Genomic DNA, 17174 nt, shown 5'->3' on the forward strand with positions numbered 1-17174 from the left:
TGCGCCTGCTGTCCGTACGTCCCTACTGCGATATTGCCACTTACTCGACGGAAGGTGGCAGAAGTGCAGTGGACGAAACACAACGAACAAAATGTGTACTCAAACCGCTGGTTCAGCGTCAATCTCGCGGATGTCGAACTGCCGGACGGCCGGCACCTCGACCACTTCCTCATACGGCTGCGGCCCGTTGCCGTGGCCACGGTCGTGAACGAGGCCAACGAGGTGCTGCTGCTGTGGCGGCACCGCTTCATCACCGACAGCTGGGGGTGGGAACTCGCGGCGGGCGTCGTCGAGGACGGCGAGGACATCGCCCGCGCGGCCGCCAGGGAACTGGAGGAGGAGACCGGCTGGCGGCCGGGACCCCTGCACCACCTCATGAGCGTGGAGCCGTCCAACGGGCTCACCGACGCCCGGCACCACGTGTACTGGGCCGACGAGGGCGAGTACGTCGGGCACCCCGTGGACGACTTCGAGTCGGACCGCCGGGAATGGGTTCCCCTCAAGCTCGTCCCCGACATGGTCGCCCGCGGGGAGGTCCCGGCCGCCAACATGGCGGCCGCGTTACTGCTGCTGCACCATCTCAGGCTCGGGCAGGACACGTTGCCCTGAGCTAGGGTCTGTCGTTTGGATCAGGCCGCAGGAAATCGACGGTGCTGTTCAGTGCCGGTGAGCGGGGTCTGGTGCGTGCAGCTGCAAGGCGGAGGAGGGCGTCGACGCGATGGGGCACCACCCGCGCGAGCGAAGCCGAGCGTGGGGGAGTCGGCAACCGACGACAACGCGGCAGATGCGCGTGCCAGACCCCGCGTCTGCGGTGTGATCCAAACGACAGGCCCTAGCGTCCCAGTGCCTGCCAGATCGCTACGACGAGGGCACCCACGGCGGTGAGGGCGGCGACCGCGGGCAGCGGCCAGCGCGCGTGTTCCAGTGAGTTGATCCGGGTGCTGAGCTCGTCGAGTTCCTTGGCGGTCTCCTCGGTGCGGTGGCTGAGCAGGGCCAGCCCGCCCTCGACACGGGCGTACGCCACGTCGAGGCGGCGTCGTAACTCTGCGAGTTCTCCATGTACGACCGGATGCTCGGGATCGACGGTCACGAGTCCGCTCCTTTCTGTAGTCATTGCGCATCCCTTGCATGCGCACTGGGAGTCAACTCGCCTGGTGGACGCCTGGGGAGAGTGTGCGACGGGCATATGCGAGCCCGGCGCGCACACGGTGTGTGAATGCCGCGGGCCCGGCACCAATTCCGGTGCCGGGCCCTTGGGTTGGCCGAATTCTGACCGTCAGTAATCAGCCTCGGGGGGTACCCGGGGCGCATGACGAAGTGGCAGAAGAGCGCGGCGTACGCGCTGGCGCTCTACGTGCTGTCGGTCGTGGTGCTCCGGTTCTCCTCCGGCGGGCAGGGGTGGGGCACGGCGTTGCTGCTCGCTCTCGTGACCACTCCGCTCGCCCTCTGGATGGGCTGGCTGCGCAGCCGCCTCAACGAGCAGGCGGCCGAATGGGGACGCCGCCGGTTCCGGCCGTGGCCGGAGGAGCGGCGGCGCTGAGATGCCGGCGTCAGCGGGCCGGTCAGTCGTACGTGTAGAAGCCCGACCCCGTCTTGCGGCCCAGCCGGCCCGCGTCGACCATGCGCTGGAGGAGCGGGGGAGCGGCGTACAGCGGCTCCTTGTACTCCTCGTACATCGACTGGGCCACCGAGGCGACCGTGTCCAGGCCGATGAGGTCGGAGAGCTTCAGCGGGCCCATCGGGTGGGCGCAGCCCATCTCCATGCCGTTGTCGATGTCCTCGCGGCTGGCGATGCCCGTCTCGAACATCCGGATCGCGGAGAGCAGGTAGGGGATCAGCAGCGCGTTCACCACGAACCCGGAGCGGTCCTGGGCGCGGATCGCGTGCTTGCCCAGCAGCTTCTCGGTGAACAGCTGGGCCCGGCTCAGCGTGCCCTCGGACGTGGTGAGGGCCGGGATCAGCTCGACGAGCTTCTGCACCGGTGCCGGGTTGAAGAAGTGGATGCCGATGACCTGGTCGGGCCGCGAGGTCGCCACCGCCAGCTTCACGAGCGGGATGGAGGAGGTGTTGGAGGCCAGGATGGCGTCGGGCCGGGTCACGACCTGGTCGAGCACCTGGAAGATCTCGGTCTTGACCTGCTCGTTCTCGACGACGGCCTCGATCACCAGGTCGCGGTCGGCGAACTCGCCGAGGTCCGTGGTGAAGCTCAGGCGGGCCTGGGTGGCCTCCAGCTCCTCCTCGGTGATCTTGCCGCGCTCGGCTGCCTTGGCCAGGGAGTTGAACAGCCGGGTCCGGCCGATCTCCAGGGCCTCGCCGGTGGTCTCGGCGACCATGACGTCCAGTCCGGACCGGGCGCACACCTCGGCGATCCCCGCGCCCATCTGACCGCAGCCCACGACTCCGACGCGTGCAATGTCTCCCGCTGGGGTGTCCGTCACATCGTCCCTTTCGCCGCTGATCCACTTCCGGGCAGGTGCTCCGGGTTTCGGTGCCTGCTCCGTTCGTGCACGTTACTCCCAAGTATCGATGATCGATCGCGGGGGTCGTGTCCGCTTCGGGCATGCTGGGCGCGGAGCGATCCGCGACCGGGCGGATCCGCGGCTTTTTGGGGCATGCGGATGGGACGAGTGTCACGCAGGGCGTTCGCGGTGGCGGCGCTGTCGGCTTTCACGATGATGCCTCCGGCGTCGGCCGCGCCCAAGCCGGCCGGCGGGGGTGACGGCCGGGGCGACGACAGGGCGGCCTCCGAGATGCGGGGCGTGTGGCTGGCCACCGTGGCCAACCGCGACTGGCCGTCGAAGCCGGGCCTGACCGCCACGCAGCAGCGGGCCGAGCTGATCACCCACCTCGACAGGGCGGTCCGCAACCGGCTCAACACCGTGATCTTCCAGGTCCGGCCCACGGCGGACGCCCTGTGGCCCTCGCCGTTCGAGCCGTGGTCGCAGTACCTCACCGGCACCCAGGGCAAGGACCCCGGCTGGGACCCGCTGGGCACGGCCGTGGAGGAGGCCCACGCCCGCGGCCTGAAGCTGCACGCCTGGTTCAACCCGTACCGGGTCGCCGCCCACGCCGACCCGACCCGGCTGGCCGCCGGCCATCCCGCCCGCAGCAACCCGGACTGGGTGGTGACGTACGGCGGGAAGCTCTTCTACAACCCCGGGCTGCCCGAGGTCCGCGGCTTCGTGCAGGACGCGATGCTCGACGCGGTGGAGAAGTACCCGGTGGACGGCGTCCACTTCGACGACTACTTCTACCCGTATCCGGTGGCGGGCCAGACCTTCGACGACGACGGGGCCTACGACGAGTACGGCGCGGGCTTCCCCGACCGGGCGGCGTGGCGGCGGGACAACATCGACAAGCTGGTCCGGGAGACGGCGGACCGCATCAAGCAGGTCCGGCCGGGCACCCCCTTCGGCATCAGCCCCTTCGGCGTGTGGCGCAACGCCGCCACCGACCCGCTCGGCTCGGACACCCGGGCGGGCGTGCAGACCTACGACGACCTGCACGCGGACACGCGCAAGTGGGTGCGCGAGAGCTGGATCGACTACATCGTCCCGCAGCTGTACTGGAACATCGGCTTCGCCGCCGCCGACTACGCGAAACTGGTGCCCTGGTGGGCGGAGGTCGCGCGCGGCACCTCGACGCAGCTGTACGTGGGGGAGGCGCTGTACAAGGCCGGTGACCCGGCGCAGCCCGCGGCCTGGCAGGACCCGGCGGAGCTGTCCCGGCACCTGACGCTGGCCAGGGAGCACGCGCAGGTGCGCGGGCACGTCTTCTTCGCCGCCAAGGACGTGGCGGCCGATCGGATCGGGGCGATGGCGAGGGTGGTCGCCGACCACTACGGGCAGCCGGCGCCGCCGCCGCGCTGAATCACGGCCCGGTCGTGGTCTCCCGGTGCCGGATCTCGGTGTCGGGTCCCGGCGAGCACACGCCCTCGTGCCCGTCCTCGAACCGGACGCGGTACGGCGGGTTGCCTTCCTGGCCCAGCACTTCGACGATCTCGCCGACCTTGTCGTGCTGACCGACCACCCTGCCGTGCTGGACAAGCTGGTCGCCCACGGTTGCGCGCATCTGGGGCCTCCTCACGAGGTGTGGAGCAGCGGTCCGTGGCCTTTGAGTCTACGGCCGGGGGCGCCACTCGGCCGGGGCCGTGCGCGCCCCGCTCAGCCGCGCGCCCGTTGTGTGACGGCGATGCAGACCAGCACCGCCGCGGCTGTCAGCGGGGCGGCCACCGTGAGGTGCTCGCCCAGCAGCAGCACCGACCACACCAGTGTGAGCAGGGGCTGAGCGAGCTGCAACTGGCTGGCCTTCGGGATGCCGACGGCCGCCATGCCCCGGTACCAGACGACCAGTCCGAGGAACTGCGAGCCCGCCGCGACCCACAGCAGCCCGGTGACGCTGTGCGGGGTCAGGTGCACGGGCTCCTGCGTCAGCGCGAACGCGGCGACGGGCACGGTCAGCGGCAGGCACAGCACCAGCGCCCAGCCGATGACGTGCCAGCCCGGCATGACCCGGGCCAGCCGGCCGCCCTCGGTGTAGCCGGCCGCGCACACCAGCAGCGCCGCGAAGAGGTACACGTCGGCCGTGCTCAGCGCGCCGCCGCTCTGCTGCACGGTGAAGGCCAGCACCGCCGCCGCGCCGGCGAGGGCCGCCGCCCAGAACGTGCGCGAGGGGCGGGTGCCGACGCGCAGGGCGGAGACGAGAGCGGTGGTCAGGGGGAGCAGTCCGACCACGACGGCGGCGTGCGCGGTGGTCGAGGCCTCCAGCGCGAGCGTGGTGAGCAACGGGAAACCGAGGACGACACCGGCCGCCACGACCGCGAGGCCGGACCAGTGGCGGCGGGCGGGCAGCGGCACCCGCAGCGCCAGCAGCGCAGCGCCCGCGATCACCGCGGCCAGGACACTCCGGACGGCGACCAGCGACCAGGGCCCGAAACCCTCCAGACCCCAGGCGGTGGCGGGGAAGGTGAGGGAGAAGGCGACGACGCCCAGGGCGGCCTGGAGGGCGCCGAGGCCGGGCCGGTGCCGCTCCGTGGCGACTGCTATCCGGGAAGCGGTAGTAGCGCTACTCTGTACTCTCATGCAAGAGCGTAGCAGCGTCGGTGAACTGGCGGAACGGCTGCGGCAGGAGCTCGACCGCTACTCTCCGGGTGGAAAGCTGCCGTCGAGCCGGGCTCTGGTCGAGCGGTTCCGGGTGAGTCCCGTGACCGTGTCGCGGGCGCTGGCGCACCTCGCCGCCGAGGGGCTGGTGGTCACCCGGCCCGGCGCGGGCGCGTTCCGCGCGCAGGCCCGGACGGCACCGGCTCCGGCCGGGGACACCTCCTGGCAGGAGGTCGCGCTCAGCGCCGACGGTGCCGCCGATCTCGTACCGCGCTCGGTGGACGCCTCCGGGGTGCTGGTCTCGCTGGCCGCCCCGCCGCCCGGCGTGATCGAGTTCAACGGCGGCTATCTGCACCCGTCGTTGCAGCCGGAGCGCGCGATGGCCGCCGCCCTGTCACGCGCCGGACGCCGTCCCGGCGCCTGGGGACGCCCGCCCGTGGAGGGGCTGACGGAGCTGCGGGAGTGGTTCGCGCGGGGTATCGGCGGGTCCTTCACGGCCGCCGAGGTGCTGGTCACCGCGGGCGGGCAGTCCGCGCTCACCACCGCCCTGCGCGCCCTCGCCCCGCCCGGCGCCCCCGTCCTCGTCGAGTCGCCGACCTACCCGGGCATGCTCGCCATCGCCCGTGCCGCGGGCCTGCGCCCGGTGCCCGTCCCGGTCGACGCGGACGGCGTGAAACCGGCGTTGCTCGCCGACGCCTTCCGGGCCACCGGTGCCCCGGCCTTCGTCTGCCAGCCGCTGTTCCAGAACCCCACCGGTGCCGTGCTCGCGCCCGAGCGGCGCCGCGAGGTGCTGCGCATCGCCCGCGCGGCGGGCGCGTTCGTCGTCGAGGACGACTTCGTGCGGCGGCTCGTGCACGAGGACGCGGGGCCGCTGCCGCGCCCGCTGGCCGCCGACGACCCCGACGGTGTCGTCGTCCACGTCTGCTCGCTGACCAAGGCGACCTCGCCGAGCTTCCGGGTGAGCGCCCTGGCCGCGCGCGGACCGGTCCTGGAGCGGCTGCGCGCCATCCAGGTCGTCGACACCTTCTTCGTGCCCCGGCCTCTTCAGGAGGCGGCACTGGAACTCGTCGGTTCGCCCGCCTGGCCGCGCCATCTGCGAGCGGTGTCCGCCGAGTTGAGGACCCGCCGGGACGCGATGACCGCCGCCCTCGCGCTGCACCTGCCGGAACTCGCCCTGCCGCACGTGCCGTCCGGCGGCTACCACCTCTGGCCGCGCCTGCCGGACGGGACGGACGAGCCGGCCCTGGTGGCGGCCGCCTTGCGCGCGGGCGTCGCCATCACCCCCGGCCGCCCCTACTTCAGCGCCGAACCGCCGGCTCCGCACGTCCGGCTCAGCTTCGCGGCGGTCGCCGGGACCGGGGAGATAGCGGAGGGGGTACGGCGGCTGCGCGCGGCCTGTGACGAGGCCCTGGGATAAGCGTTCGACGCATGGCCCGTGACCTGCGAGCATCCCGTCATGACCGACACGCCGAGCCTGCCCGAGGGCTACGAGATCTCCACCGACCCCGCCCGCGTCGACGCCGGGCGGGTCCACCACTGGCTGTCCACCGACGCCTACTGGGCGCTGGGCCGCCCACGCGAGAAGCAGGACCGGGCGATCGAGGGCTCGCTCAACTTCGGCGTGTACGAGACGGCGTCGGGCGAGCAGGTGGCGTACGCCCGGGTCATCACGGACCGGGCGACCTTCGCGTGGCTGTGCGACGTGTACGTCGACCCGTCGGTGCGCGGCAAGGGTGTCGGCAGCGCGCTCGTCGCGGCCGTACGGGACGAGCTGCGGGAGTACGGGGTGCGGCGGGTCCTGCTCGCCACGCACGACGCGCACGGGGTCTACGAGAAGCTCGGGTTCGCGGCGCTGGAGCGGCCCGAGCACTGGATGGCTCTCATCTTCGGCCAGTGAGGGTCGGTGCACCCTGGGTAACTCCTGGGTAACGCCTCTTGACCTGCGCACTTGCGGCGCTCACCATCGCCGCATGCCACTTCGGGTCACGTTCGTCGCCGCCGCGCGCAGCTCCCCGCTGCTCGCCGAGCGCTTCGAGGACGACCGGCCGCTGGACCAGGCCGGCTGGGGTGAGGTGGAGCGCGTCGCCCACGAGCTGCTGCCGCTCGCCGCGGCCGAGCTGCGCTACTGCTCGCCGACCCCGCGCAGCCGTGCGACGGGGGAGGGGCTCGGGTACGCGCCGCTCGTGCAACTCGGCCTGCGCGACTGTGGCATGGGCCGGTGGCGCGGGCTGACCCTGGGCGAGGCGATGGCCCGGGAGCCGGAGGCGGTGGACGCCTGGCTGGCCGATCCGCGCGCCACACCGCACGGCGGTGAGTCGCTGGTGGACTTCATCACCCGCGTCGGCGGCTGGCTCGACACCCGGCCCGTCGAGGACGGCTGCCGGGTCGTGGCGGTCGCCGAGCCGTCCGTGATCCGTGCCGCGCTGGTGTACGCCCTGAAGGCACCGCCCTCGACGTACTGGAACATCGACGTCCGCCCGCTGTCGACGACCTCCGTGACGGGTCGGGCGGGACGCTGGAACCTGCGCTTCGACGGGGTGTCGGCTCAGGCGTCGCGCGCGTAGTCCGTTCGCAGCACCAGATCCTTGGCCGGGCCGCGTACGTGCCACACCGTCCGCCAGTGGTCCGCGTCGTGGACGGTGAACTCGCCGCGGTAGAGGTCCGCCGCGCAGGGGTGGTCGGCGACGTGCCGTCCTGAGGTCAGGTCCAGGTCGTGGAACGGCCGCCCGTCCGCGAACCGCACGTCCGCCGTGCCGCCCGGGCCCGGCAGGAAACGCAGCGTCCGCTCGGCGGGCCGGGCGACGCCCTGCCAGACGAAGGTGCCGCACTCGTGGTGCAGCAGCCCGCCGTCGTCCCCGCCGTCCTCCTCCGGGGCGAACACCGTGGTTCCGGAGAACTCCCCCCGCTCGCCGCTCGCGAGATCCCGTACCGATCTGGCCACGCGCCAACGCCCGGCCAGGTATGCCAGTACGTCCGGCACTGGCCAGAACTCGCCCATCCCGTACCGCTCTCCGTCTCAGCCGTTGCTGCGCGACCCATTGACGCGCATCCGCCCCCTCTCTATCTTGCCGTTCGAAGTGCTGATCAATGTCTGATATTTCGAACACTCCTCTACCAGAGAGCCGCGGAGTATCCATGCCACGCACCGCCCGCACCCGATGGAGAGTCGGCCTCACGGCCACGGCCCTCCTGACGGCAGCAGCCCTCGTACCGGCCCCCGCGCACGCCGAGGACGTCACCGACTACGCGATCACCGTCGACCCGTCCGCCAAGGGCGCGGCGATCGACGACACGATGTACGGCGTCTTCTTCGAGGACATCAACCGGGCCGCCGACGGCGGTCTGTACGCCGAGCTCGTGCAGAACCGCTCCTTCGAGTACTCCACCGCCGACAACGGCTCCTACACGCCCCTGACCTCGTGGGCGGCCGGCGGCACGGCCGAGGTCGTGAACGACTCGGGCCGCCTCAACGAGCGCAACCGCAACTACCTCTCCCTGGGCGCCGGTTCCTCCGTGACCAACGCCGGCTACAACACCGGCATCCGGGTCGAGCAGGGCAAGAAGTACGACTTCTCCGTGTGGGCCCGCGCCGAGAGCGGCAGCACGCTCACCGTCTCCCTCAAGGACACGGCGGGTACGCTGGCGACCGCCCGGCAGGTGGCCGTCAAGGGCGGCTGGGCCAAGTACAAGGCCACCTTCACCGCGACCCGCACCAGCAACCGCGGCCGCCTCGCCGTCGCCTCGGCTAACGCCGCCGCGCTCGACGAGATATCGCTCTTCCCGCGCGACACCTACAAGAACCAGCCGAACGGCCTGCGCAAGGACCTCGCCGAGAAGATCGCCGCCCTGAAGCCCGGCTTCGTGCGCTTCCCCGGCGGCTGCCTGGTCAACACCGGCTCCATGGAGGACTACAGCGAGGCCTCGAACTGGCAGCGCAAGCGCAGCTACCAGTGGAAGGACACCATCGGTCCGGTCGAGCAGCGCGCCACCAACGCCAACTTCTGGGGCTACAACCAGAGCTACGGCCTCGGCTACTACGAGTACTTCCGCTTCTCCGAGGACATCGGCGCCATGCCGCTGCCCGTCGTCCCCGCCCTGGTGACCGGCTGCGGCCAGAACAAGGCCACCGACGACGACGCCCTGCTCAAGCGCCACATCCAGGACACCCTCGACCTCATCGAGTTCGCCAACGGCCCGGCGACCTCCAAGTGGGGCAAGGTCCGCGCGCAGATGGGCCACCCCAAGCCCTTCCACCTGACCCACCTCGGTGTCGGCAACGAGGAGAACCTCCCCAAGGAGTTCTTCGCCCGCTTCGAGCAGTTCCGGGCCGCCATCAAGGCCAAGTACCCGGACATCACCGTCATCTCCAACTCCGGCCCGGACGACGCCGGCACGACCTTCGACACCGCCTGGCAGCTCAACCGCGAGGGCAAGGTCGACATGGTCGACGAGCACTACTACAACAGCCCGAACTGGTTCCTCCAGAACAACGACCGCTACGACTCCTACGACCGCAAGGGCCCCAAGGTCTTCCTCGGCGAGTACGCCTCCCAGGGCAACGCCTGGAAGAACGGCCTGTCCGAAGCCGCCTTCATGACCGGCCTGGAGCGCAACGCGGACATCGTCAAGCTGGCCTCCTACGCCCCGCTGCTCGCCAACGAGGACTACGTCCAGTGGCGGCCGGACATGATCTGGTTCAACAACAGGGCCTCCTGGAACTCGGCCAACTACGAGGTCCAGAAGCTGTTCATGACCAACGTCGGCGACCGCGTCGTCCCGTCGAAGGCCACGACCACGCCGAACGTCAGCGGACCGATCACCGGTGCCGTCGGCCTGTCCACGTGGGCGACCAGCGCCGCGTACGACGACGTGAAGGTCACCTCGGCGGACGGCTCGACCCTGCTGAGCGACGACTTCTCCGGTGACGCCTCGAAGTGGACCACCAGCGGCCGGGGCAGCTGGAGCATCCAGGACGGGCAGTACGTCCAGACCGACACCGCCGCCGAGAACACCATGGTCACGGCGGGCGACCCGGCCTGGAAGGACTACGACCTGCATGTGAAGGCCACCAAGAAGTCCGGCAAGGAGGGCTTCCTCGTCGCCTTCGGCGTCAAGGACACCGGCAACTACTACTGGTGGAATCTGGGCGGCTGGAACAACACCCAGTCCGCGATCGAGCAGGCCGTGGACGGTGGCAAGGGCACGCTGATGACGAAGGCCGGGTCGATCGAGACGGGCCGTGCCTACGACATCGACATCAAGGTCCGCGGCCGTCAGGTCACCCTGTTCCTGGACGGCAAGGAATGGGGCACCTTCAAGGACGACAAGCCGGCCGAGCCGTTCCGCCAGGTCGTCACCAAGGACGCCAAGACCGGTGACCTGATCGTCAAGGTCGTCAACGCCCAGTCCGCCGAGGCCCGCACGGCCGTCGACCTGGGGGGCGCGAAGGTCGCCTCCACGGCCCGCGTGACCACGCTGGCCGCCGACGAGGACGCCGTCAACACCGAGACGGACACGCCGGTGACGCCGGTGACGTCCACCTTCCGGGGTGTGGCGAAGAAGTTCACCTACACCTTCCCGGCGAACTCCGTCACCTTCCTGCGGATCAAGCAGGGGTAGCGGGACCCGCGTGGGCCGCCGTCCCGGCGCGGCGGCCCACGACGTGGCGCGTCATCCGCAGCGGAGTCCGTCGCGGGACCAGGTTCCTTGGCCTGAGCTGGCGTCAGGTCGGCACGGCCGGACCACCACCGGCCGATGTGCTCGCCCAGAGCGTGCTGCGCCCTCGTCGGGCAACGCGGCGAACACCGCCCGGCGGTGGGCGACCGGCAGGGCTCGCTGTAGCGGGTCGGCGGCCGGCGGCGTGTGCGTGTACCCACTCCTGGGCCGCCGCCGCGTCCTCGTCCTGCGCGAAGGCCGGGGGCGTGCTCCACCAGCACGGCCGCCGCGACCGCGAGGCCCCCGCTCGGCCGCAGGACTGGGACTGCCCGAGCCCGACCCGACCTGGCGCGCTCTCCACGCGCCTGCCCTCAGGGCACGCGGCGGCTTCACCGGGGAACACCGACCCAGCCGCCGGGCCGGCGAAACGGCGAGCCCGGTAGCCGTCCACGCCCGCACCCTCACATCCCGGCAGGCGCCCTCGCCGCCGCCAACGGCCGGCAGCGCGGGCGCCAGCGCCCGGGGCGTGAAGCGTGTTCGCGCTGCCACCCCGGAAAGCTCGGGCCCGCCGGCCGCCTCTCCCGCTTCCTCGAACGGGCGTGCGCCGCATCCGTATGCTCCGGGCATGAGACTCTTTCGGCCGCGCGGCCGAAGCAGCGGTGGGCAGTCGATGCGATCACCCGTGGCCCAGGCCATCGCCCTCTACGAGGCCGGGCGCTATTCCGAGGCGGAGGCCGAGGCCCGGGCCGTGGCTGCGGCCCGGCCCCGGCGGCGTGACGACATGCACGCACCGCTGGCGCTGGGCATCGCGGCGCTGGCGACGGGCGCCCAGGGCCGCCACGCGGAGGCCGTCACGGCGTACGACGCCCTGATGCCGGTCTTCGGCAGAGTATTCGGCGCCGAACACCCGCAGACCCTGAAACTGCGCTCGGACCGCGCCCAGGCGCTGAGCGCGCTCGCCCGGTACTCCGAATGCGAGGCGGAGTGCGCGGCCGTCGTCCAGGCAACGACTCGCGGCACCGGGCCGGAGATGCCGCGGATAGCGGCGGCCGCCCGCAACGGACTGATCTATGCCCTCAACGCACAGGGCCGTCATCCGCAGGCCGAGGTGCTCGCCCGTGAGGCCCTCGCCGCCCATCGCGTACCGGACCGGTTCGGCCTGGTCCTGCGGCTCGGCCTGGCCCGCGGCCTCCAGGGCCAGGCCCGCCACGAGGAGGCCCTCGCCGAGGCGGAACGCGCCGACGAGCTGCGCCGCGGCCTGCCCGAGGAGCAGTGCCGCCCGGAGGCCGGCGCCGTCGAGCTAGCCCTGGCCACCGCCCTTCTGGGGCTGAGCCGCCGCACCGAGGCCCGCTCCCGCGCCGTGGCCGCCCTCGACGCCTGCCTGTCCGCCTTCGGCCTGCACCACTACCGCACCTCCGAGGCCCGGGCACTGCTCGACCGCATCGACAGCGCCTGACCGACCACGCACGGGACGACTCCGGGATTGCATAAACGTGCGGCGAAACGTATAGTCATGCTCTCTAAGGAGGAGGTTCCATGGCGGTACGTGCGGCAGTGGCCGGAGCGAGTGGATACGCGGGCGGGGAACTGCTGCGTCTGCTCCTGGCGCACCCCGAGGTCGAGATCGGTGCCCTGACCGGCAACTCCAACGCGGGGCAGACACTCGGTGCGCTCCAGCCGCACCTGCTGCCCCTGGCCGGGCGAGTGCTCCAGGAGACCACCCCCGAGGTTCTCGCCGGGCACGACGTCGTGTTCCTCGCGCTGCCCCACGGGCAGTCCGCCGCCGTCGCCGAGAAGCTCGGGCCGGACGTGCTGGTGATCGACATGGGCGCCGACTTCCGGCTGACGGACGCCGCCGCCTGGGAGCGGTTCTACGGCTCGCCGCACGCCGGAACCTGGCCCTACGGCCTTCCCGAACTGCCGGGCGCCCGCGCCGCGCTGGAGGGGTCCAAGCGCGTCGCGGTGCCCGGTTGCTACCCCACGGCCGTGTCGCTGGCGCTCTTCCCGGCGTACGCCGCCGGGCTCGCCGAGCCGGAGGCCGTGATCGTCGCCGCGTCCGGCACCTCCGGCGCGGGCAAGGCGCCCAAGCCGCACCTGCTGGGCAGCGAGGTCATGGGCTCGATGTCCCCGTACGGCGTCGGCGGCGGGCACCGGCACACCCCCGAGATCACCCAGAACCTCAGCGCGGCCGCCGGCGGGCCGGTCTCCGTCTCCTTCACCCCGACCCTCGCGCCGATGCCCCGCGGCATCCTCGCCACGTGCAGCGCGAAGGCGGCGGACGGGGTCACCGCCGAGTCCCTGCGCGCCGCCTACGAGAAGGCCTTCGCCGACGAGCCCTTCGTGCACCTGCTGCCCGAGGGCCAGTGGCCCGCCACGGCGTCCGTCTACGGTTCGAACGCCGTTCAGGTGCAGGTCGCGTACGACACGGCCGCCGGACGGATCATCGTGATCAGCGCCATCGACAACCTCACCAAGGGCACCGCCGGCGGTGCCGTCCAGAGCATGAACATCGCCCTGGGGCTCGACGAGACCACCGGACTGACGACGATCGGAGTTGCGCCGTGAGTGTGACGGCAGCGAAGGGATTCACGGCGGCGGGCATCGCCGCCGGGATCAAGGAGAACGGCAACCCCGACCTGGCCCTCGTGGTCAACACCGGGCCCCGCCGCGCCGCCGCCGGCGTCTTCACCTCCAACCGCGTGAAGGCCGCCCCGGTGCTGTGGTCCGAGCAGGTCGTCAAGAGCGGCCAGGTCTCCGCCGTCGTCCTCAACTCCGGCGGCGCCAACGCCTGCACGGGCCCGAAGGGCTTCCAGGACGCGCACGCGACGGCCGAGAAGGTCGCCGAGGTCCTCGGGCGGGGCGCCATCGAGGTCGCCGTCTGCTCGACCGGCCTGATCGGCATCCTCCTGCCGATGGACAAGCTGCTCCCGGGCGTGGAGAAGGCAGCAGCGTCGCTGAGTGAGCACGGCGGCGAGAAGGCCGCCATCGCCATCAAGACCACCGACACCGTCCACAAGACGTCCGTCGTCACCAAGGACGGCTGGACCGTGGGCGGCATGGCCAAGGGCGCGGGCATGCTCGCGCCGGGCCTCGCCACCATGCTCGTCGTCCTCACCACGGACGCGGCCCTGGACAACGACGTACTCGACAAGGCCCTGCGGGCGGCCACCCGCACGACCTTCGACCGGGTCGACTCCGACGGCTGCATGTCCACCAACGACACCGTGCTGCTGCTCGCCTCCGGCGCGGCCGAAGTCACCCCGGAGTACGAGGAGTTCGCCGAGGCCGTCCGGCAGGTCTGCGACGACCTCGGGCAGCAGCTCATCCGGGACGCCGAGGGTGCCAGCAAGGACATCAAGGTCGAGGTGATCAACGCCGCGACCGAGGACGACGCCGTCGAGGTGGGCCGCTCCATCGCCCGCAACAACCTCCTCAAGTGCGCGATCCACGGGGAGGACCCCAACTGGGGCCGGGTGCTGTCGGCGATCGGCACGACGAGCGCCGCCTTCGAGCCGGACCGGCTCAACGTCGCCATCAACGGCGTCTGGGTGTGCAAGAACGGCGGCGTCGGCGAGGACCGCGACAAGGTCGACATGCGCTACCGCGAGGTGCACATCGTCGCCGACCTCGCCGCCGGGTCCGAGACCGCCACCATCTGGACCAACGACCTCACCGCGGACTACGTCCACGAGAACAGCGCGTACTCGTCATGAGCAGTGGATCGACGCGTAAGCACACCGCGCTGCCCAAGGCCCAGATCCTCATCGAGGCGCTGCCCTGGCTGGTCCGGCACAACGGCAAGACGGTCGTCATCAAGTTCGGCGGCAACGCCATGGTCGACGAGGACCTGAAGGCCGCCTTCGCCCAGGACGTGGTGTTCCTGCACCACGCCGGCCTCAAGCCCGTCGTCGTGCACGGCGGCGGCCCGCAGATCAGCGCCGCCCTCGACCAGCACGGCATCGTCAGCGAGTTCAAGGCGGGCCTCAGGGTGACCACCGAGGACGCCATGGACGTCGTACGGATGGTGCTGGCCGGCCAGGTGCAGCGCGAGCTGGTCGGGCTGCTCAACCAGCACGGCCCGCTCGCCGTCGGCCTGACGGGCGAGGACGCGCACACCATCACCGCCACCAAGCACCAGCCCGAGATCGACGGCGAACTCGTCGACATCGGGCGGGTGGGCGAGATCACCGCGATCGACACGGGCGCGATCGAGGCCCTGCTCGCCGACGGCCGCATCCCGGTCGTCTCGTCGATCGCCCGCTCCCAGGACGACGGACATGTCTACAACGTCAATGCTGATACGGCGGCTGCGGCACTCGCTGCTGCACTGGGCGCCGAAACCCTCATGGTCCTCACGGACGTCGAGGGACTCTACGAGGACTGGCCCCACAGCGACGAGGTGATCAGCCGCCTCACCGCCTCCGAGCTGGAGCGGCTGCTGCCGGACCTGTCGTCCGGCATGGTGCCGAAGATGGAGGGCTGCCTGCACGCCGTACGGGGCGGCGTCACCACCGCCCGGGTCATCGATGGCCGGGTCCAGCACTCGATCCTGCTGGAGATCTTCACCGACGAGGGGATCGGCACGATGGTCGTGGCCGACGAGAAGCCCGAGGGACCGGGCGGACAGGGGGAGTCGTGAGCAACCAGGAACTGACCGCGCGGTGGCAGGGCGCGCTCATGAACAACTACGGCACCCCGAGGCTCCCGCTCGTCCGAGGTGAGGGCACCAAGCTCTGGGACGCCGACGGCAAGCAGTACCTGGACTTCGTCGGCGGCATCGCGGTCAACGCGCTCGGCCACGCCCACCCGGCCGTCGTCGAGGCCGTGAGCCGGCAGATCGCCTCCCTCGGACATGTCTCCAACCTGTTCGTCGCCGAGCCGCCGGTCGCGCTCGCCGAACGGCTGCTCCAGCTCTTCGGCCGCGACGGCAAGGTCTACTTCTGCAACTCCGGCGCCGAGGCCAACGAGGGCGCCTTCAAGATCGGCCGGCTCACCGGCCGGACCCACATGGTCGCGACCCAGGGCGGCTTCCACGGCCGCACCATGGGCGCCCTCGCACTCACCGGCCAGCCCGGCAAGCGGGAACCCTTCCTGCCCGTGCCCGGCGACGTCACCCACGTCCCGTACGGCGACGCGCAGGCGCTGGCCGCCGCGGTGACGGACGAGACGGCCCTGGTCGTCATCGAGCCGATCCAGGGTGAGAACGGGGTCGTGGTCCCGCCCGCCGGCTACCTCAAGGCCGCCCGGGCCATCACCGCCGCCACCGGCGCGCTGCTCGTCCTCGACGAGGTGCAGACCGGCGTCGGCCGGACCGGGCACTGGTTCGAGTACCAGGCCCACGAGGGCGTGCTGCCCGACGTCGTCACCCTCGCCAAGGGCCTCGGCGGGGGACTGCCCCTCGGCGCGACCGTCGCCTTCGGACGCGCCGCCGAACTGCTCCAGCCCGGCCACCACGGCACGACCTTCGGCGGCAACCCCGTCGCCTGCGCCGCCGGGCTCGCCGTCCTCGACACCATCGAGAACGAGGGGTTGCTGCAGAACGTCAAGCGGCAGAGCGAGAGGTTGCGGGACGGGATCGAGGGCCTCGGTCACGAGTTGATCGATTTCGTCCGGGGGGCGGGTCTCCTCCTGGGTATCGTGCTCACCGAGCCGCTCGCGCCCCAGGTGCAGCAGGCGGCTCAGGACGCCGGCCTCCTGGTGAACGCGCCCGCTCCCGACGTCGTACGGCTCATGCCGCCGCTGAACATCGGTGACGACGAGGTGGACGCCTTCCTCCGGGCGCTGCCCGGCGTCCTCGACGCAAGCGCAGCCGACGGGGACGGACGATCCGGGGAATGAGACGACGATGAGCCAGGCGCAGGACCACGAGCAGCCGGGGGCGAACGGGCCCGCCGTGCCGCAGACCCGCACCGCACGCCACCGCCGGATCGTGGACATCCTCAACCGGCAGCCCGTGCGGTCACAGAGCCAGCTGGCGAAGCTGCTCGCCGACGACGGGCTGAGCGTCACGCAGGCGACGCTCTCCCGGGACCTGGACGAGCTGAACGCGGTGAAGATCCGCAACTCCGACGGCGACCTGATCTACGCCGTGCCGAGCGAGGGCGGTTTCCGCACGCCGCGCGCTCCGCTGGGCGGGTCGGCGAAGGAGGAGCGGATGCGGCGGCTCTCGCAGGAGCTGCTGATCTCCGCGGAGGCCTCGGCGAACCTCGTGGTCCTGCGGACTCCTCCGGGGGCCGCGCAGTTCCTGGCGTCGGCGATCGACCAGGCCGAGCTGCACGACATTCTGGGGACGATCGCCGGTGACGACACGCTGCTGTTGATCAGCCGGAATCCTGACGGGGGGCAGGCGCTGGCCGACCATTTGCTGAGGCTGGCGCAGAACGGGCACTGAGCGCCGTTGTTGTGTGCGGGTGAGCTGTG

The 17174-nt window shown here is 71.5% G+C and carries 18 protein-coding genes; 13 read left to right on the plus strand and 5 right to left on the minus strand.

Features of this window, described 5'->3' with window-relative positions; translation table 11 throughout:
- Positions 1 to 63 precede the first annotated feature (63 nt).
- Complete coding sequence (locus tag QC385_RS30230; RefSeq protein ID WP_279544551.1) at positions 64 to 609, plus strand: NUDIX hydrolase; 546 nt, start codon at positions 64 to 66, stop codon at positions 607 to 609.
- 223 nt (positions 610 to 832) lie between these two features.
- On the opposite strand, the gene QC385_RS30235 is transcribed toward QC385_RS30230, so the two are convergent.
- Complete coding sequence (locus QC385_RS30235; protein ID WP_279544552.1) at positions 833 to 1090, minus strand: hypothetical protein; 258 nt, start codon at positions 1088 to 1090, stop codon at positions 833 to 835.
- 219 nt (positions 1091 to 1309) lie between these two features.
- Between QC385_RS30235 and QC385_RS30240 the strand changes: the two genes are divergently transcribed.
- Positions 1310 to 1540, plus strand: coding sequence for a hypothetical protein (locus tag QC385_RS30240; RefSeq protein ID WP_279544553.1), 231 nt, complete (start codon positions 1310 to 1312; stop codon positions 1538 to 1540).
- A gap of 22 nt (positions 1541 to 1562) precedes the next feature.
- Here QC385_RS30240 and QC385_RS30245 read toward each other — a convergent pair whose 3' ends face one another.
- The gene (locus QC385_RS30245; RefSeq protein ID WP_078945615.1) at positions 1563 to 2438 is read right to left on the minus strand and encodes a 3-hydroxybutyryl-CoA dehydrogenase; all 876 of its coding nucleotides are present in this window, start codon (positions 2436 to 2438) and stop codon (positions 1563 to 1565) included.
- Positions 2439 to 2618: 180 nt separating this feature from the next.
- Here QC385_RS30245 and QC385_RS30250 point away from each other — a divergent pair, with 180 nt between their 5' ends.
- Positions 2619 to 3869 carry a glycoside hydrolase family 10 protein gene (locus QC385_RS30250; RefSeq protein ID WP_443033034.1) on the plus strand — a complete coding sequence of 417 codons (1251 nt, stop codon included), beginning with the start codon at positions 2619 to 2621 and terminating at the stop codon, positions 3867 to 3869.
- A gap of 1 nt (position 3870) precedes the next feature.
- Here QC385_RS30250 and QC385_RS30255 read toward each other — a convergent pair whose 3' ends face one another.
- On the minus strand, positions 3871 to 4071 hold the full coding sequence (locus QC385_RS30255) for a DUF1918 domain-containing protein (RefSeq protein WP_010045242.1): 201 nt from the start codon (positions 4069 to 4071) through the stop codon (positions 3871 to 3873).
- Between the two features lie 92 nt (positions 4072 to 4163).
- Positions 4164 to 5081, minus strand: coding sequence for a DMT family transporter (locus QC385_RS30260; protein WP_279544555.1), 918 nt, complete (start codon positions 5079 to 5081; stop codon positions 4164 to 4166).
- Between QC385_RS30260 and QC385_RS30265 the strand changes: the two genes are divergently transcribed.
- The 3 genes from QC385_RS30265 to QC385_RS30275 all read left to right on the plus strand — a co-directional run bounded on the left by QC385_RS30265 (position 5080) and on the right by QC385_RS30275 (position 7663).
- Entirely contained in the window at positions 5080 to 6516 is a 1437-nt protein-coding gene (locus QC385_RS30265; RefSeq protein WP_279544556.1) for an aminotransferase-like domain-containing protein, read from the plus strand. The genes QC385_RS30260 and QC385_RS30265 overlap by 2 nt on opposite strands.
- Before the next feature lie 39 nt (positions 6517 to 6555).
- Positions 6556 to 6996 carry a GNAT family N-acetyltransferase gene (locus QC385_RS30270; RefSeq protein ID WP_279544557.1) on the plus strand — a complete coding sequence of 147 codons (441 nt, stop codon included), beginning with the start codon at positions 6556 to 6558 and terminating at the stop codon, positions 6994 to 6996.
- 73 nt (positions 6997 to 7069) lie between these two features.
- Positions 7070 to 7663: a histidine phosphatase family protein gene (locus tag QC385_RS30275; RefSeq protein WP_086848505.1), complete on the plus strand. Its 594-nt coding sequence runs from the start codon at positions 7070 to 7072 to the stop codon at positions 7661 to 7663.
- On the opposite strand, the gene QC385_RS30280 is transcribed toward QC385_RS30275, so the two are convergent.
- Entirely contained in the window at positions 7645 to 8097 is a 453-nt protein-coding gene (locus QC385_RS30280) for a DUF6314 family protein (RefSeq protein WP_279544558.1), read from the minus strand. The two genes, QC385_RS30275 and QC385_RS30280, sit on opposite strands and share 19 nt — an antisense overlap.
- A 137-nt stretch (positions 8098 to 8234) precedes the next feature.
- Here QC385_RS30280 and QC385_RS30285 point away from each other — a divergent pair, with 137 nt between their 5' ends.
- The 7 genes from QC385_RS30285 (at position 8235) to QC385_RS30315 (ending at position 17145) form a co-directional block, all read left to right on the plus strand.
- Positions 8235 to 10718: an alpha-L-arabinofuranosidase C-terminal domain-containing protein gene (locus QC385_RS30285; RefSeq protein WP_279544559.1), complete on the plus strand. Its 2484-nt coding sequence runs from the start codon at positions 8235 to 8237 to the stop codon at positions 10716 to 10718.
- A 706-nt stretch (positions 10719 to 11424) separates the two neighbouring features.
- Positions 11425 to 12210, plus strand: a complete 786-nt coding sequence (locus tag QC385_RS30290; protein WP_279544560.1) for a tetratricopeptide repeat protein — start codon at positions 11425 to 11427, stop codon at positions 12208 to 12210.
- Positions 12211 to 12290: 80 nt separating this feature from the next.
- A complete protein-coding gene (argC, locus tag QC385_RS30295) occupies positions 12291 to 13319 on the plus strand; it encodes an N-acetyl-gamma-glutamyl-phosphate reductase (protein WP_279544561.1) in 1029 nt (342 codons plus the stop codon).
- On the plus strand, positions 13316 to 14467 hold the full coding sequence (argJ, locus tag QC385_RS30300; protein ID WP_279544562.1) for a bifunctional glutamate N-acetyltransferase/amino-acid acetyltransferase ArgJ: 1152 nt from the start codon (positions 13316 to 13318) through the stop codon (positions 14465 to 14467). The genes argC and argJ overlap by 4 nt, the downstream gene beginning before the upstream one ends.
- Positions 14464 to 15393: an acetylglutamate kinase gene (gene argB, locus QC385_RS30305; RefSeq protein WP_279544563.1), complete on the plus strand. Its 930-nt coding sequence runs from the start codon at positions 14464 to 14466 to the stop codon at positions 15391 to 15393. The genes argJ and argB overlap by 4 nt, the downstream gene beginning before the upstream one ends.
- The gene (locus tag QC385_RS30310; protein WP_279544564.1) at positions 15390 to 16592 is read left to right on the plus strand and encodes an acetylornithine transaminase; all 1203 of its coding nucleotides are present in this window, start codon (positions 15390 to 15392) and stop codon (positions 16590 to 16592) included. The genes argB and QC385_RS30310 overlap by 4 nt, the downstream gene beginning before the upstream one ends.
- Positions 16593 to 16599: 7 nt before the next feature.
- Positions 16600 to 17145 carry an arginine repressor gene (locus tag QC385_RS30315; protein ID WP_059422875.1) on the plus strand — a complete coding sequence of 182 codons (546 nt, stop codon included), beginning with the start codon at positions 16600 to 16602 and terminating at the stop codon, positions 17143 to 17145.
- The last annotated feature ends 29 nt before the right edge of the window (positions 17146 to 17174 follow it).

Origin of the sequence: Streptomyces sp. DH10 (assembly GCF_029813805.1) — a bacterium.
Classification (GTDB): domain Bacteria; phylum Actinomycetota; class Actinomycetes; order Streptomycetales; family Streptomycetaceae; genus Streptomyces; species Streptomyces coeruleofuscus.

What these genes read in the sequence shown, in the direction of transcription:
- QC385_RS30240 (WP_279544553.1), top strand. Translation starts at nt 1,310, where the DNA reads ATGACGAAGTGGCAGAAGAGCGCGGCGTACGCGCTGGCGCTCTACGTG.
- QC385_RS30250 (WP_443033034.1), top strand. Translation starts at nt 2,619, where the DNA reads ATGGGACGAGTGTCACGCAGGGCGTTCGCGGTGGCGGCGCTGTCGGCT.
- QC385_RS30255 (WP_010045242.1), bottom strand. Translation starts at nt 4,071, where the DNA reads ATGCGCGCAACCGTGGGCGACCAGCTTGTCCAGCACGGCAGGGTGGTC.
- QC385_RS30265 (WP_279544556.1), top strand. Translation starts at nt 5,080, where the DNA reads ATGCAAGAGCGTAGCAGCGTCGGTGAACTGGCGGAACGGCTGCGGCAG.
- QC385_RS30260 (WP_279544555.1), bottom strand. Translation starts at nt 5,081, where the DNA reads ATGAGAGTACAGAGTAGCGCTACTACCGCTTCCCGGATAGCAGTCGCC.
- QC385_RS30270 (WP_279544557.1), top strand. Translation starts at nt 6,556, where the DNA reads ATGACCGACACGCCGAGCCTGCCCGAGGGCTACGAGATCTCCACCGAC.
- QC385_RS30275 (WP_086848505.1), top strand. Translation starts at nt 7,070, where the DNA reads ATGCCACTTCGGGTCACGTTCGTCGCCGCCGCGCGCAGCTCCCCGCTG.
- QC385_RS30280 (WP_279544558.1), bottom strand. Translation starts at nt 8,097, where the DNA reads ATGGGCGAGTTCTGGCCAGTGCCGGACGTACTGGCATACCTGGCCGGG.
- QC385_RS30285 (WP_279544559.1), top strand. Translation starts at nt 8,235, where the DNA reads ATGCCACGCACCGCCCGCACCCGATGGAGAGTCGGCCTCACGGCCACG.
- QC385_RS30290 (WP_279544560.1), top strand. Translation starts at nt 11,425, where the DNA reads ATGCGATCACCCGTGGCCCAGGCCATCGCCCTCTACGAGGCCGGGCGC.
- argC (WP_279544561.1), top strand. Translation starts at nt 12,291, where the DNA reads ATGGCGGTACGTGCGGCAGTGGCCGGAGCGAGTGGATACGCGGGCGGG.
- argB (WP_279544563.1), top strand. Translation starts at nt 14,464, where the DNA reads ATGAGCAGTGGATCGACGCGTAAGCACACCGCGCTGCCCAAGGCCCAG.
- QC385_RS30315 (WP_059422875.1), top strand. Translation starts at nt 16,600, where the DNA reads ATGAGCCAGGCGCAGGACCACGAGCAGCCGGGGGCGAACGGGCCCGCC.